Raw genomic sequence first — 14582 nt, forward strand, 5'->3', positions numbered from 1 at the left:
CATTAATGGGGATGTGATTCTTTAATGTATCCCTCTACCTTATCAAGGAATAACGAGTGCATCAAAAACTCTATTATGTGCTCTTTTTTGGGGGAAACGTAAACGATCTTAGCACGGATTTTCCTTTTCTAACATTAGAGCAGAACTTGTAATTACCTTCCAGATATATTATATTATTTGACGTATCAAATGTTTTAATTTAATAACCACTTATCTATACTATGTTCAATTATTATTAGGGTATTTTACAAACGTTCGACATTGAATAACTTGATTTTAGAGTAAGTGACTTGGATGAGGCAAATTATGAATGGATCGTTTTCTTGAGAAAATATAATAAGTTCATTCATGAGTCGTTATGAAGATGAAAAAATTCAAAAATAGAATAGGAGACTGGCGCATGGAGATACTCGCAGCAGTTTTAGTGGGAATTGTAGCATTGGAACATTTATTCATTATGATTCTTGAAATGTTTTTTATTCGTTCAAAGGTAGCCAAACGAGCATTCAAATTACCTGAGCACTTGGAAGAAGATCCGAATGTAGCCGTTATGTTTGCAAATCAGGGATTATATAATGGATTTTTAGCATCAGGACTCATTTGGGGGCTCATGCTAGGATTCAATTCAGTTGGTCATATGATTCAGTTATTTTTCGTAATTTGTGTGGTTTTGGCAGCGATTTACGGGAGTTTTACATCTAACAAGTCAATTATTATCAAACAGGGACTTCCAGCCATTTTAGCACTGATTGCACTTTTATTTGTCAGATAAAATTTAAATCTTTCGACAACCTCTTTCACAGCAACCTCATCTCCCATGGTAGGGTTGCTTTTTATTTTTTTCATACTCTTGATTGGCACCACAGAAAACATTTCCAAATGCAGATACCCACATACTTTTGAAGGTAAAAAGCATACATTCGCTAAATCACCTTTGTTTGACTAATAAAGTTGAAAATTTTTTAGCACCCTTTTCCCCTTATTAAATTAATATTTTAGGTCCCTTGCAGCCCTGTACTCATTTAATCAATTTGACTCACTTCTTTAACAGCCAATTTAAAAAATCCCCATCTTTACTCATAAAGATGGGGATTTTTGTTATCTAACTCCTTCTGAAAGTGCTCTTTTTCCAATATCCGTTCTGTAAAAGAACCCTTCTTTTCCGATTTTATTTATTTCCTGGTAGGCCTTCTCCTGTGCTTCTTCTAACGTTGCTGCCTTCGCACCAACAAGAAGGACACGCCCTCCGTCTGAGACGAAATGGTCATCTTTTTCCTTTACACCCGCATGGAAAAGCAATGACTGTGCGTCTAGGTCCTGTAATCCCTCAATCGTCGCTTCTTTTTTATAAGCATTCGGATAGCCTTCCGCCGCAAGAACGACACCAAGTACCGCTTCGTCGGACCACTTTATTTCAACAGGCTCCTTTTTACATAGCTGAAGCAACACTTCGACAAGGTCACTTTCCATACGCGGAAGAACGACTTGTGTTTCTGGGTCTCCAAATCGTGCGTTAAATTCAATGACCTTTGGCCCGTCCACTGTTGCGATCAGCCCAGCGTACAATACGCCTGTATAAGGACAGCCTTCTGCTTCAAGCGCTTTGGCCATTGGCTCCACAATTGCTCGAACGGCCGTTTGAACAAGCTCCTCACTAATTTGCGGAACAGGTGAGTACGCCCCCATTCCTCCCGTGTTCGGACCTTTATCATTATTGTAGGCACGCTTATGGTCTTGAGCGATCACCATTGGATAAACGTTCGTTCCTTGCACGAATGCCATTAATGAAAACTCTTCACCTGCTAAAAATTCTTCGATGACTACTTTACTTCCCGCACCTGCAAACTTATCGTGAACGAGAATATCTTGAAGTGCCTCCACCGCTTCTTCAACCGTAAAAGCAACGGTAACACCCTTTCCAGCTGCAAGGCCATCTGCTTTAATCACAATAGGAGCCCCTTGCTGTTCAACGTACTTCTTCGCATCCTCAAAGCTCGTAAATACCTCATAAAAAGAGGTCGGAATATCATACTTCGCCATCAGTTCTTTTGCGAATGCTTTACTTCCTTCAATCATCGCTCCGCTTTGATGAGGTCCGAATACCGTTAACCCTGCCTCTTCAAAGTCATCTACAATCCCGTTCATAAGAGGTACCTCAGGGCCAACAATAGTTAGCTGAACATCGTTTTCTTTTGCAAACGTAATGAGCTTCTGATGTTCATTCTCTTGAATAGGAACGAGTGTCGCTACATCTGTCATTCCTGCATTTCCAGGTGCGACAAAGGTTGTATCTACTAAAGAACTTTGTGCGACCTTCCATGCGATCGTATGCTCACGCCCGCCTTTTCCAATTACTAAAACATTCATCCCCGCTCACCTCTTTATTAATGTTTAAAGTGTCTCATTCCTGTGAAGACCATTGCAATACCGTACTCGTCCGCTTTTTCAATCGACTCTTCGTCACGAATCGATCCACCTGGTTGAATAATAGCCGTAACGCCTGCTTTTGCAGCGGCTTCCACTGTATCGCCCATTGGGAAGAATGCGTCAGACCCTAGAGCAGATCCCTGTGCTTTTTCTCCAGCTTGATTGATGGCAATATTTGCTGAGCCAACGCGGTTCATTTGGCCTGCTCCTACACCAACTGTCATGTTATCTTTTGCTAGCACAATGGCATTTGATTTCACATGCTTAACTACTTTCCAAGCAAGCTTCAAGTCAGCCCATTCTTGTTCCGTTGGTTCACGCTTTGTCGCCACTGTAATCGTCGCATCGTCGAATCCATGTGTATCAAGATCTTGGCGTAATAAGCCCCCCTGAATAGAAGTAAGCTGCTGTTCTTGTACCTTTTCACCATCTAACTCAATTGTAAGCAGACGAAGATTCTTTTTAGATGTTAATACTTCTAGTGCGTCTTCATCGAACGCTGGTGCAATAATAATCTCTAAAAAGATTTCATGCATTTTTTCAGCCGTTGCACGGTCAATTGGTTTATTAGCCGCAATAATTCCCCCGAAGATAGACGTTGGATCTGCTTCGTATGCCTTTTGATAAGCATCTTCAATTGTATTCCCAACGCCAACACCGCATGGATTCATATGCTTAACCGCGACAACCGCAGCGTCATTAAACTCTTTTAAAATTTGAAGTGCCGCATTTGCATCGTTAATGTTGTTGTAGGAAAGCTCTTTTCCGTGAAGCTGCTTTGCTGTTGCAATCGAGCCTTTTTTAGCTAACGGCTTTTTGTAGAAAGAAGCTTTTTGATGAGGGTTCTCCCCGTAGCGTAGACCTTGTACCTTTTCAAAAGTTACCGTAACTTTTTCAGGTGCCTCTTCGCCAACGATATCTGTTAAATACTCCGCGATAAGTGCATCATAAGAAGCAGTATGACGGAATACCTTTGCTGCTAGACGCTGATTCGTTTCAAATGAAACAGCCCCAGATTGTAGTTCCTCTACAACACCCGCATAATCAGTAGGATCTACTAAAACCGTAACAGATTGATAGTTTTTCGCAGCCGAACGAAGCATCGTTGGTCCACCGATATCAATGTTTTCGATCGCATCTTCTAATGCTACGTTCTCTTTTTCGATCGTTTGTTGGAACGGATATAAATTCACGACCACAATATCAATTGGCGTGATGCCATGCTCAGCCAGCTGCTTTTGATGATCCTCATTTGCACGAAGGGCTAGTAAGCCACCGTGTACGTTTGGGTGAAGTGTTTTTACGCGACCGTCCATAATCTCAGGAAAGCCCGTTACTTCAGATATTCCCATTACATCAATACCATTTTCCTCTAACGTACGTTTCGTTCCACCAGTAGAAACGATTTCGACATCTAGTTTTACTAACTCCTGTACCAATTCTACAATCCCTGTTTTATCTGAAACGCTGATCAATGCGCGCTTTTTAGCCATTTGTTAATCCCTCCATGCAAATTCTACTTGTTTTATTATATTACCATGGTAAAGTATTAAAATATTTTAATCAAGATTTCTTACGTAGATACGCTGAAATAATTCTTGTAGTGTCTTTGGATAAAATTCATGCTCGAGCGCGTGAATTCGTTCTTCGACCTGCTCACGATCATCGTTCTCATGAATAGGCACAGAAAATTGTGCAATGATTGGCCCTGTATCCATTCCTTCATCTACATAGTGAATTGTAATTCCTGTAAGTTTGACTCCTGCCTCTAATGCTTGACCAACCGCATCTTTTCCTGGGAAAGAAGGCAGGATTGATGGGTGGAGGTTCACAATTCGATTTGAAAATGCCTCAAGAAGTACATCACCAATTAATCTCATGTAACCTGCTAGTACAAGAAATTCAACGTTGTACTCTTTTAGTTGTTGAAGAATCGCAGTCTCATACGCAGCTTTATCTTTGTAGCCTTTTGGAGATAAAACAAGCGTATTAATATTGGCTTCCTGCGCTCTCTCAACTACTTTTGCCCCTGGCTTATCACAAACAAGTAAGGAAAGCTCAGCTTCAAGCTCCCCTTTTTGAATTGAATCGACGATTGCTTGAAAGTTGCTTCCGCTTCCTGAAGCAAAGACGGCAATTTTGATCATTCCATCTTCCCTCCACCGAAGTGAACGCCTTCTTCACTCGTTACACGCCCAATAATGAAAGCTTGTTCTCCTAACTCTTCAATGGCTCTCATAATCTCTGGTGCATCCTCTGTTTTCACTGCTAAAACAAATCCAATCCCCATATTAAACACTTCAAACATTTCTCGTTGCTGAAGCTCCCCGTGCTGTTGAATGAAATTAAAAATAGCTGGAATTGGCCATGACCCAAAATCAATATCGACTCCTAGACCTTCAGGAAGCATACGAGGAATATTTTCAACAAAGCCGCCGCCTGTAATATGGGCCATCCCGTTCACACGCCCCGCTTTTAACGCAGCCAGCGCTGCCTTAACGTAAATTTTTGTCGGCTTTAGTAACTCTTCCCCTAATGGAAGCTCTAGCCCTTCATATACTTCATGTAAATCTAAGTTCGCATCTTGAAGAAGTACTTTTCGAACAAGCGAGTAGCCGTTGCTATGAATGCCGCTTGAGGTGATACCTACTAAAATATTGCCGGCCTCAATGTTCTCACCGGTAATAATCTCTGCCTTCTCAACCGCTCCGACAGAGAAGCCAGCAAGGTCATATTCACTGTCGTCATACAAACCAGGCATTTCGGCCGTTTCACCACCAACTAGTGCACACCCAGCCTGCTCACAGCCGTCTGCCACTCCCTTTACGATGCTTTCAATTTTTTCAGGAATGGCTTTTCCACACGCAATATAATCAAGAAAGTAAAGAGGTTCTGCGCCTTGGACAACGACATCATTTACACACATCGCTACAGCATCAATGCCGATCGTGTCGTGCTTATTCATGAGGAATGCAAGCATGAGCTTCGTTCCTACTCCATCTGTTCCTGACACAAGGACAGGCTCTTTTAACTGAAGAGACGATAAATCAAACATCCCACCAAATCCACCAACGCTACCCATTACTCCAGGTCGCATCGTACGACGAACGTGCTTTTTCATGCGCTCAACGGCTTCGTATCCAGCGTGAATATCGACTCCTGCTTCTTTATATGAATATGACATGTTGCCACTCCTTTTATTAAGGTAAAATTAACAGTTCACTTCTTCTTTCTCATGAGGCAATACCGTATCTGGATAAATCTCAGTCGGGTATTGACCATTAAAACACGCCATACACTGACCACGATATTTCCCTTCATACGGTCGTCCGATCGCATCTACCATTCCTTCAGGGCTTAGGAATTCAAGCGTATCTGCCCCAATCAGCTTGCGAATTTCTTCCACAGAGTACGTAGAGGCAATCAGTTCTTCGTGTGTAGATGTATCGATTCCGTAAAAGCACGGGTTCTTAATTGGCGGTGAGCTGATTCGCACGTGTACTTCAGTTGCACCAGCCTCACGAAGCATGGACACAATGCGACGGCTCGTTGTACCACGAACAATGGAATCATCGACCATTACGACACGTTTGCCTTCTACGATTTTACGAACCGGAGATAGCTTCATCTTAACCCCTTGTTCACGAAGCTCTTGTGATGGTTGAATAAATGTGCGACCAACATAACGATTTTTAATCAACCCAAGCTCGTATGGAATACCAGACTGCTCGGCAAACCCAATGGCAGCAGAAATACTAGAATCAGGTACACCTGTTATAACGTCTGCTTCAACTGGAGTTTCGATTGCTAGCTGCTTGCCTAGATTTTTACGCGCCGAGTGAACGTTAATTCCATCAACGTTACTGTCAGGGCGAGAAAAGTAAATGTATTCCATGCTGCAAATAGCACGATTATTCGATAAAGAAAACTTCTCTGACGTCATGCCTTCGTCGTTAATAACGATTAGCTCACCAGGCTCAACGTCTCTTTCGTATACAGCGCCCACTACGTCAAATGCACATGTTTCCGAAGCCACGACATACGCATCGCCCATTCGTCCAATAGACAGGGGACGTAATCCGTTCGGATCAAGAGCCACCATCATTTCTGTTTCCGTTAAAATAACGAACGCATAGGCACCCTTCACCATTGTTAAGGCATTTTTCAACTTGTCTTTTAATAAACGATAACCGCTGCGTTTGATCAAATGCGCAAGTACTTCAGTATCAGACGTCGATTGAAAAATACTTCCTTGGCTTTCAAGCTGATGTTTTAAGGCATTCGCATTAACGATGTTTCCGTTATGAGCTAGTGCAATGCTTCCCTCATGTGAGCGGAAGTGAAGCGGCTGAACGTTCTCATAGCCGCCTCCTCCTGCTGTTGCATAGCGTACATGTCCAATCGCACCTCGACCGTTGTGCAATTGATTTAATTCACCGTGTCCGAAAATTTCTGTTACAAGTCCTGTTCCTTTTACAACGCTCACTTTTTCGCCGTTTGTCACAGCAACCCCAGCACCCTCTTGACCACGGTGCTGTAAGCTATGAAGACCATAATACGTAATTTGTGAGGCCGTTTCGTGCCCCCAAATTCCAAACACTCCACATTCTTCATTTAGACCTTTTATTTCAGCAAACATGAAATAGCTCCTTTCCAAGCATCTTCGAGTTGCTTCACATCTGATTGAAGGTATGTTTCACCTGCTTCATTTTGAATGGTTACAGTGTGATCTGCCGTTACATGACCAATGAATGTTGCCTGAACAAATTCTTCAAACTTCGCTTGATTCTCAGGGCGAACGGTTACGACAAAACGAGATTGTGATTCGCTAAATAGTGCCGTTGTTGCCTCTCCAGGTAGGCTTACAGTTACGCCTAGTCCGTTTGTTCCAAATGTTGATTCTGCAAGTGCCACACCTAGACCGCCTTCTGCTACATCATGTGCAGATGCGACTAAACCAGAACGAATCGCTGTTAACAGCTGCTTTTGACGACGAAGCTCCGTATCTAGGTCCAGTGCTGGCGCTTTACCGAATAGACGTCCTTCTAGTACCTTTTGAAGCTCACTTCCGCTAAATTCAGGATGTGTTTCCCCAAGAACGTAGACAAGGTCTCCCTCTTGTTTGAACGCCTGTGTTGTAATGTGGGCAAGGTCTTCAATAAGGCCGACCATTCCGACAACAGGCGTTGGGTAAATGGCTTCACCTTTTGTTTCGTTATACAATGAAACGTTCCCGCCGATAACCGGTGTTGAAAGCACGCGACATGCTTCACTCATCCCGTCAACGGACTTTTCAATTTGCCAAAAGATTTCTGGCTTTTCAGGGTTTCCGAAGTTCAAGCAGTCTGTAATCGCAAGTGGCTGTGCTCCAGAACAAACGATATTACGCGCTGCCTCTGCCACCACAATTTTGCCACCGACTTCTGGGTCTAAGTATAAATAGCGAGAATTACAGTCAGTCGTCATTGCTAGGGCCTTGTTCGTTCCTCGTACACGAACGACCGCCGCGTCTGATCCTGGTGAAACGACCGTGCTCGTACGCACCATATAATCGTACTGATTGTAGACCCATTCCTTACTTGCAATCGTTGATTGTGAAAGCAATGTTTTTAGCATTTCCTCATGATTTTCCACTACCGGCTGATAGTCGTTCATTTCTTGGAATTCACGGTAATAAGCCGGCTCAGCTGATGGCTTATGATAAACCGGTGCCTCTTCTGCAAGTGCATCAACAGGAACGTCTGCGACTACTTCTCCTTTGTGCGTTAAGCGAAGCTTTTTATCATCCGTTACGACTCCAACAGATACCGCTTCTAATCCGTACTTCGTAAATAGGTCCACGATTTCTTGCTCACGGCCTTTTTCAACGACGATTAACATTCGCTCCTGTGACTCAGAGAGCATCATTTCATAAGCGGTCATGCCTGTTTCACGCTGTGGAATAAGGTCTAGATTTAACTCGATGCCTGATCCTGCTTTACTTGCCATTTCAGCAGATGAACTAGTTAAGCCCGCTGCACCCATATCTTGAATTCCTACTAAACTATCAAGCTTGATAAGTTCTAAGCATGCCTCTAACAAAAGCTTCTCCATAAATGGGTCGCCTACTTGAACCGCTGGGCGCTTCTCTTCTGATTGATCCGATAGCTCTTCAGAAGCAAAGGTCGCACCGTGAATACCGTCGCGCCCTGTTTTAGCACCTACATACATCACGGTATTTCCAACACCTTTTGCCTGACCCTTTTTTATGTCTTCATGATTAATTAACCCGACGCACATGGCGTTTACGAGTGGATTTCCATCGTAAGACGATTCGAATTGAATCTCTCCGCCCACCGTTGGAATTCCAATGCAGTTTCCATACCCTGCGATACCTGCTACTACTTCTTCAAACAAATGGCGAACGCGTGGTGATGTTAGTTCTCCAAATCGAAGTGAATTTAAAATGGCAATTGGTCGTGCGCCCATTGAGAACACGTCACGAATGATTCCGCCCACGCCCGTTGCAGCACCTTGATAAGGCTCAATAGCTGATGGATGGTTATGACTCTCGATTTTAAACACCACTGCCTGATTATCACCAATGTCTACAATTCCAGCTCCTTCACCAGGACCTTGTAGTACTTTCTCACCCGTTACAGGGAACTTTTTCAGCACAGGCTTTGAGTTTTTATAACTGCAGTGCTCTGACCACATAACTGAAAATAATCCTGTTTCCGTATAGTTTGGCAATCTACCAAGAATCTTTTCAACGCTTGCAAATTCTTCGTCTGTCAGACCCATTTCGCGATACACTTTATCTGCTTTGATTTGTTCAACATTTGGTTCAAGAAGTAACGACATGTTTTTCCCTCCACTGCTTTACAATCGATTGAAACATTTTTAGACCGTCTGCACTACCAAGTAATGAATCTACTGCTCGTTCTGGATGTGGCATCATTCCAAGGACATTTCCTCTTTCATTCGTAATGCCCGCAATATCTTCTAAGCTACCGTTCGGATTTTCTGTTGCATAACGAAAGGCAATTTGATTATTGTCTTTTAATTGTTGTAGAGTTGCTTCGTCACAGTAATAGTTTCCTTCTCCATGAGCGACCGGAATGGAAATCACTTCATCTTGTTCATAACCCGCTGTAAAGATCGTTTCATTATTAGCAACTTTCAAATTAATCGGCTTACAAATAAACTTTAGGCTATCATTTCTGCGCATTGCCCCAGGAAGTAATCCCGCTTCTAAGAGAATTTGAAATCCGTTACATACTCCGAGTACAGGCTTTCCTTCTTTTGCTAAACGAATGACTTCTGGCATAATATTTGAAAAACGAGCGATAGCCCCAGAACGAAGATAGTCTCCGTAAGAAAAGCCACCAGGAAGTAATACCCCGTCAAAGCCTTCTAAGCTTTCCTGATCGTGCCACACATATTCAACTTCCTCGCCGAGTTCGTCTTTAACGGCGTGAAACATATCTACATCACAGTTAGAGCCTGGAAATACGATGACTGCAAATTTCACTGAGGAACACCCTCCTCTACTTCGTAACGATAATCTTCGATAACTGTATTTACAAGCAGCTTCTCACACATTTCACGAACGCGTGCATCAAGATCTTGTTCCGTCTTTTCAATCGTTAGCTCTAGGTATTTCCCAATGCGAACATCATCTACTTCGTTGTAACTCATGCGATGTAGAGAGCTTTTTACAGCCGTTCCTTGTGGATCTAATACACTTTCTCTTAATGTGACGAATACTTTTACTTTATACATACGTCTCCCCCGATTCTCGTTAAAATTTCTTCGTACGCTTCTGTTAAACTTCCTAAGTCACGTCTAAATACATCTTTGTCTAATTTTTGCTTTGTTTTTGCATCCCAAAAGCGGCACGTATCCGGCGAAATTTCATCCGCTAAAATGATCTTGCCGTCTTTGGTACGACCGAATTCGAGCTTGAAGTCTACCAAGATAATGTTTTTATCCTTGAAGAATGGAATGAGTATATCGTTAATTTTTCGCGCTGATTCTTTTAAAAATGCCAGTTCAGCTTCTGTTGCTAGATTTAGCATCAGTGCATGATCATCTGTAATAAGCGGATCACCTAGCTCATCGTCTTTGTAATAAAATTCAACGATTGGTGTTTTAAGGGGTAGCCCTTCTGCCATTCCTAGTCGCTTTGCCATGCTGCCTGCTGCAATGTTTCGAACGACGACTTCTAATGGAATAATGGTTACTTGCTTCACGAGCTGTTCGTTCGTTGACAGCTTTTGAACAAAATGCGTAGAAATATTGTTCTCGTGGAGCATATTAAATAGCAAACTACTGATCTCGTTGTTTAATACCGCTTTTCCATCAATCTCAGCTTTCTTTTGCCCGTTAAAAGCAGTCGCATCGTTTTTGTACTCCAGCCACAAAAGCTGATCTTCACTTGTTGCGTAAATTCGCTTTGCTTTTCCCTCATATAGCAGATCGCCTTTTTCCACAAAAAACCCTCCAAATCACTGAATATTCTGATATGATATCGTGACAGAAGGCAAAGCTAGGCTTTGCCTATCCTTCACATCCTGTTATAGTCCTAATCGTTCAAAGATCATGTCGACATTTTTTAGATGATAGTTGTAATCGAAACAGTCATCTAATTGCGCTGCCGATAAACGACTTGTAATTTTCTCTTCTTTTTCAAGAAGCGAGCGGAACGGTACTTGCATTTCCCATGCTTCCATTGCTTTTGGTTGAACCGTGTCATATGCTTCTTCACGAGTCATCCCTGCATCAATTAAAGCAAGAAGAACGCGCTGAGAATAAATAAGACCTAGCGTACGATCCATGTTACGCTTCATGTTTTCTGGGAAGACCGTTAAATTCTTCACGATATTTCCGAAGCGATTTAGCATGTAGTTCAGTGCAATCGTAGCATCTGGAAGAATGATACGCTCTGCAGATGAATGCGAAATATCACGCTCATGCCATAACGGTACATTATCGTAAGCCGTCGTCATATATCCGCGAATAACACGTGCAAGACCTGTCATATTTTCAGAACCGATTGGGTTACGCTTATGAGGCATTGCAGAAGATCCTTTTTGGCCTTTCGCAAAGAACTCCTCTACTTCACGCGTTTCACTCTTTTGAAGTCCACGAATTTCTACGGCAAACTTCTCAATTGAAGTAGCAATTAACGCTAACACAGACATGTAGTGCGCGTGACGATCACGTTGTAGGGTTTGTGTTGAAATTGGTGCTGGTTGTAATCCTAGCTTTTCGCACACGTATTTTTCAACGAACGGATCGATGTTCGCGAACGTTCCAACAGCTCCAGAGATTTTACCGAATTCAACTTCTTCTGCCGCACGTTTAAAACGCTCTAAGTTACGCTTCATTTCTTCATACCACAGGCCAAGCTTCAAGCCGAACGTTGTTGGCTCAGCATGTACACCGTGCGTACGTCCCATCATCACTGTGTGCTTATGTTCTTGTGCTTTTTCTTTTAAAATGATGACAAAGCGTTCTAAATCTTTCACTAAGATATCGTTCGCTTGCTTTAGTACGTATGATAAAGCCGTATCGACTACGTCTGTCGAAGTTAAGCCGTAATGAACCCATTTACGCTCTTCACCTAACGTTTCAGATACTGCACGAGTGAAGGCTACTACGTCATGACGCGTTTCTTCTTCAATTTCCTTGATGCGATCTACATTAAATGATGCGTTTTGACGAAGAAGAGCAACGTCTTCCTTTGGAATAGCTCCTAATTCTGCCCAAGCTTCACAAGCTAAAATCTCCACCTCTAACCAAGCATTAAAGCGGTTTTCCTCTGTCCAAATCGCTCCCATCTCTGGGCGAGTATAACGTTCAATCATTTTGCTGGTTCCTCCGTTCTTGTCCATAATTCTAATGATTCGGCTTTTAATAGCGCCTCATCTATCTTATCAGCAATTACCGTAATATGTCCCATTTTTCTCTTCAATTTCGCTTCCTTTTTTCCGTACAAATGAAGATGAGAATGATTTAAATATTCGATTTTTGCTTCTAGGTTCTCCATATGCTCTCCTAGTAGATTAATCATTACAGCAGATTGCACTAACTGCGTAGATGATAATGGCCAGTTGCAGATTGCTCTGATGTGCTGCTGGAATTGCGACGTACGACAAGCATTAATCGAAAAGTGACCAGAGTTATGTGGACGCGGAGCCATCTCATTGATATAAATCTCTCCGTCTCCGTTCACAAACATCTCAACCGCAAGCGTCCCAATTAACTTTAAGGAATCTGCTAGTTGGATCGCATATTCCGTTGCCTGAGCCTCTTGTACAGGTGAGATTCTCGCTGGAACGATTGTCTGATGAAGAATATGATGTCGGTGAATATTTTCAGCAACAGGAAGGCAAACCGTTTCGCCTCTACCGTTACGTTGAACAATAACCGAGATCTCCTTATCAATCGTCATCCACTCTTCTACAATACAAGTCGTCTTCTGAGCAAGCTCTAATCCAGCAGAAAGGTCCTCTTTTTTACGTAAAAGAATCTGTCCCTTACCATCGTATCCTCCGCGGCAAGTTTTAATCACACAAGGTAAACCAACCTTTTCTATCGCTTGAAAGAATTCTGTCTCGTTATGAACAATTTCATAATAAGGAACTTTTAAATCGCATTCCACAATCGTTTTCTTTTCAAGCTCACGATTTTGTGTAACGGTTAGAAGGTGACTTCCTTGGGGAACGTATGCATTCTCTTCTAACCAATTAAGCATTTCTGCGTTAATATTTTCGAATTCGTATGTGACGACATCTGATACTTCTGCCAGTTCACGAATGGATGCTTGATCATCATAGTTTCCAATGACTTTAATGTCTGCAATTTGTCCACACGGTGAATCTTCAACAGGATCTAATACAGCAATGCGATAGCCCATCTCCTTCGCTGCGATTCCCATCATACGTCCTAACTGACCACCGCCAATGATTCCAATGACACTACCAGGCGCTATAAACTTATAAGACAAGCTGATCACCACTTTCTAATACTTGTTGTCTAATTTGTTCTCTTCTATTTAAAAGGGTATTGGCTAACTCTTCATTATGAGTTGCTAGGAGCTGTGCGGCTAGTAGACCCGCATTCGTGGCCCCAGCCTTTCCAATTGCTACAGTCGCTACTGGAACACCTCCTGGCATTTGAACAATTGATAACAAAGAATCTAAGCCGTTTAACGTGCTGCTTTTCACCGGAACCCCAATGACAGGAACGATCGTTTTCGCAGCTACCATCCCAGGTAGATGAGCGGCGCCGCCCGCACCAGCAATAATGACTTTTATTCCTCGCTCACGAGCTGTCTCAGCATATTCAAACATATAATCTGGTGTACGATGAGCAGATACGACCTTCTTCTCATATCCGATTCCAAGCTCCTCTAACACTTCACAGCCATGCTTCATTGTTTCCCAATCTGACGTACTTCCCATAATTACTGCAACTTCTGGTTTCATATTAGCTGTCCCCACTTTTTTACGTAATAAATAAATAAAAAAAACCAAGGCAAACATATACTTTCGAGAGAAAGCATACGTCTACCTTGGTTTAGGAAAATTAAGCTCTTTGTGACCTAAACGTTATAAACCGTACTTTCCCTCATAGTCCAATCATTTACGGTAATTGGGTAGAAACTCGTAGGCCATATCCCTACTATTATATGAGGTTTATTCGTTTCAGCACCCTTATCTTAACAACCGGAGGGCAAAAAGTCAACAATTATCGAACTTTATATTTATACTTTTATATTATCGTTCGTATTTTATAGAGATTTCCCTTCAAATATAACTTGGCGACCAACAGGTATGGTCTCTTTTTTTCCGTTTTGAATAACCTCTTCAAAGATAGGCTTTTCCATTCGCTTAATCGGCATGAAGCCTTCTTCTTTCATACGATCTAAGCATTGATCAATCGTTTCACCTTCGAGCACTTCAAATTTCTTTTTCAAGCAATAACCTCCTAAAGAAGTAAAATAGTTTTATTGTATACTCATTATTGTAACCTGTAACACATAAAAAATAAAAACAAAAAAAGGTTAGTCAAATGACTAACCTTTTAAGCGTGCCTGGCGATGTCCTACTCTCACAGGGGGAAACCCCCAACTACCATCGGCGCTCGAGAGCTTAACTTCCGTGTTC

At 42.3% G+C, this 14582-nt stretch carries 14 protein-coding genes, 1 rRNA gene and 1 riboswitch; of the genes, 1 reads left to right on the forward strand and 14 read right to left on the reverse strand.

The annotated features are described in order from the left end of the window. Positions 1-400: 400 nt before the first annotated feature. Positions 401-772 carry a DUF1304 domain-containing protein gene (locus AMD01_RS20025; protein WP_053403216.1) on the forward strand — a complete coding sequence of 124 codons (372 nt, stop codon included), beginning with the start codon at positions 401-403 and terminating at the stop codon, positions 770-772. A gap of 326 nt (positions 773-1098) precedes the next feature. Here AMD01_RS20025 and purD read toward each other — a convergent pair whose 3' ends face one another. The 14 genes from purD to rrf form a co-directional block, all read right to left on the reverse strand. After that, on the reverse strand, positions 1099-2367 hold the full coding sequence (gene purD, locus AMD01_RS20030; protein WP_053403217.1) for a phosphoribosylamine--glycine ligase: 1269 nt from the start codon (positions 2365-2367) through the stop codon (positions 1099-1101). 17 nt (positions 2368-2384) lie between these two features. Continuing rightward, positions 2385-3920, reverse strand: a complete 1536-nt coding sequence (gene purH, locus AMD01_RS20035; RefSeq protein WP_053403218.1) for a bifunctional phosphoribosylaminoimidazolecarboxamide formyltransferase/IMP cyclohydrolase — start codon at positions 3918-3920, stop codon at positions 2385-2387. 66 nt (positions 3921-3986) lie between these two features. After that, the gene (gene purN / locus AMD01_RS20040) at positions 3987-4574 is read right to left on the reverse strand and encodes a phosphoribosylglycinamide formyltransferase (protein WP_053403219.1); all 588 of its coding nucleotides are present in this window, start codon (positions 4572-4574) and stop codon (positions 3987-3989) included. After that, a complete protein-coding gene (gene purM, locus AMD01_RS20045) occupies positions 4571-5611 on the reverse strand; it encodes a phosphoribosylformylglycinamidine cyclo-ligase (RefSeq protein ID WP_053403220.1) in 1041 nt (346 codons plus the stop codon). The genes purN and purM overlap by 4 nt, the downstream gene beginning before the upstream one ends. Positions 5612-5638: 27 nt before the next feature. Then, complete coding sequence (purF, locus tag AMD01_RS20050; protein WP_053403221.1) at positions 5639-7066, reverse strand: amidophosphoribosyltransferase; 1428 nt, start codon at positions 7064-7066, stop codon at positions 5639-5641. Beyond that, a complete protein-coding gene (purL, locus tag AMD01_RS20055; protein ID WP_053403222.1) occupies positions 7051-9270 on the reverse strand; it encodes a phosphoribosylformylglycinamidine synthase subunit PurL in 2220 nt (739 codons plus the stop codon). The genes purF and purL overlap by 16 nt, the downstream gene beginning before the upstream one ends. Further along, entirely contained in the window at positions 9254-9940 is a 687-nt protein-coding gene (gene purQ / locus AMD01_RS20060; RefSeq protein WP_053403223.1) for a phosphoribosylformylglycinamidine synthase subunit PurQ, read from the reverse strand. The genes purL and purQ overlap by 17 nt, the downstream gene beginning before the upstream one ends. After that, on the reverse strand, positions 9937-10191 hold the full coding sequence (gene purS, locus AMD01_RS20065; protein WP_053403224.1) for a phosphoribosylformylglycinamidine synthase subunit PurS: 255 nt from the start codon (positions 10189-10191) through the stop codon (positions 9937-9939). The genes purQ and purS overlap by 4 nt, the downstream gene beginning before the upstream one ends. After that, positions 10179-10901 (reverse strand): phosphoribosylaminoimidazolesuccinocarboxamide synthase, encoded by a 723-nt coding sequence (purC, locus tag AMD01_RS20070; protein ID WP_053403225.1) that lies wholly within the window; start codon positions 10899-10901, stop codon positions 10179-10181. The genes purS and purC overlap by 13 nt, the downstream gene beginning before the upstream one ends. An 84-nt stretch (positions 10902-10985) precedes the next feature. After that, positions 10986-12278, reverse strand: a complete 1293-nt coding sequence (gene purB, locus AMD01_RS20075) for an adenylosuccinate lyase (RefSeq protein ID WP_053403226.1) — start codon at positions 12276-12278, stop codon at positions 10986-10988. Continuing rightward, on the reverse strand, positions 12275-13420 hold the full coding sequence (purK, locus tag AMD01_RS20080) for a 5-(carboxyamino)imidazole ribonucleotide synthase (protein WP_053403227.1): 1146 nt from the start codon (positions 13418-13420) through the stop codon (positions 12275-12277). Before purK ends, purB begins: the two co-directional genes overlap by 4 nt. Further along, the gene (purE, locus tag AMD01_RS20085) at positions 13410-13901 is read right to left on the reverse strand and encodes a 5-(carboxyamino)imidazole ribonucleotide mutase (RefSeq protein WP_053403228.1); all 492 of its coding nucleotides are present in this window, start codon (positions 13899-13901) and stop codon (positions 13410-13412) included. Before purE ends, purK begins: the two co-directional genes overlap by 11 nt. Positions 13902-14026: 125 nt before the next feature. Beyond that, positions 14027-14128, reverse strand: a riboswitch (purine riboswitch). A 78-nt stretch (positions 14129-14206) separates the two neighbouring features. Then, positions 14207-14392: an NETI motif-containing protein gene (locus tag AMD01_RS20090; protein WP_053403229.1), complete on the reverse strand. Its 186-nt coding sequence runs from the start codon at positions 14390-14392 to the stop codon at positions 14207-14209. 115 nt (positions 14393-14507) lie between these two features. Beyond that, positions 14508-14582, reverse strand: a 5S ribosomal RNA gene (gene rrf / locus AMD01_RS25120); the annotation flags it as partial.

The sequence above is a fragment of the Priestia koreensis genome (genome assembly GCF_001274935.1).
Classification (GTDB): Bacteria; Bacillota; Bacilli; order Bacillales; family Bacillaceae_H; genus Bacillus_AG; species Bacillus_AG koreensis.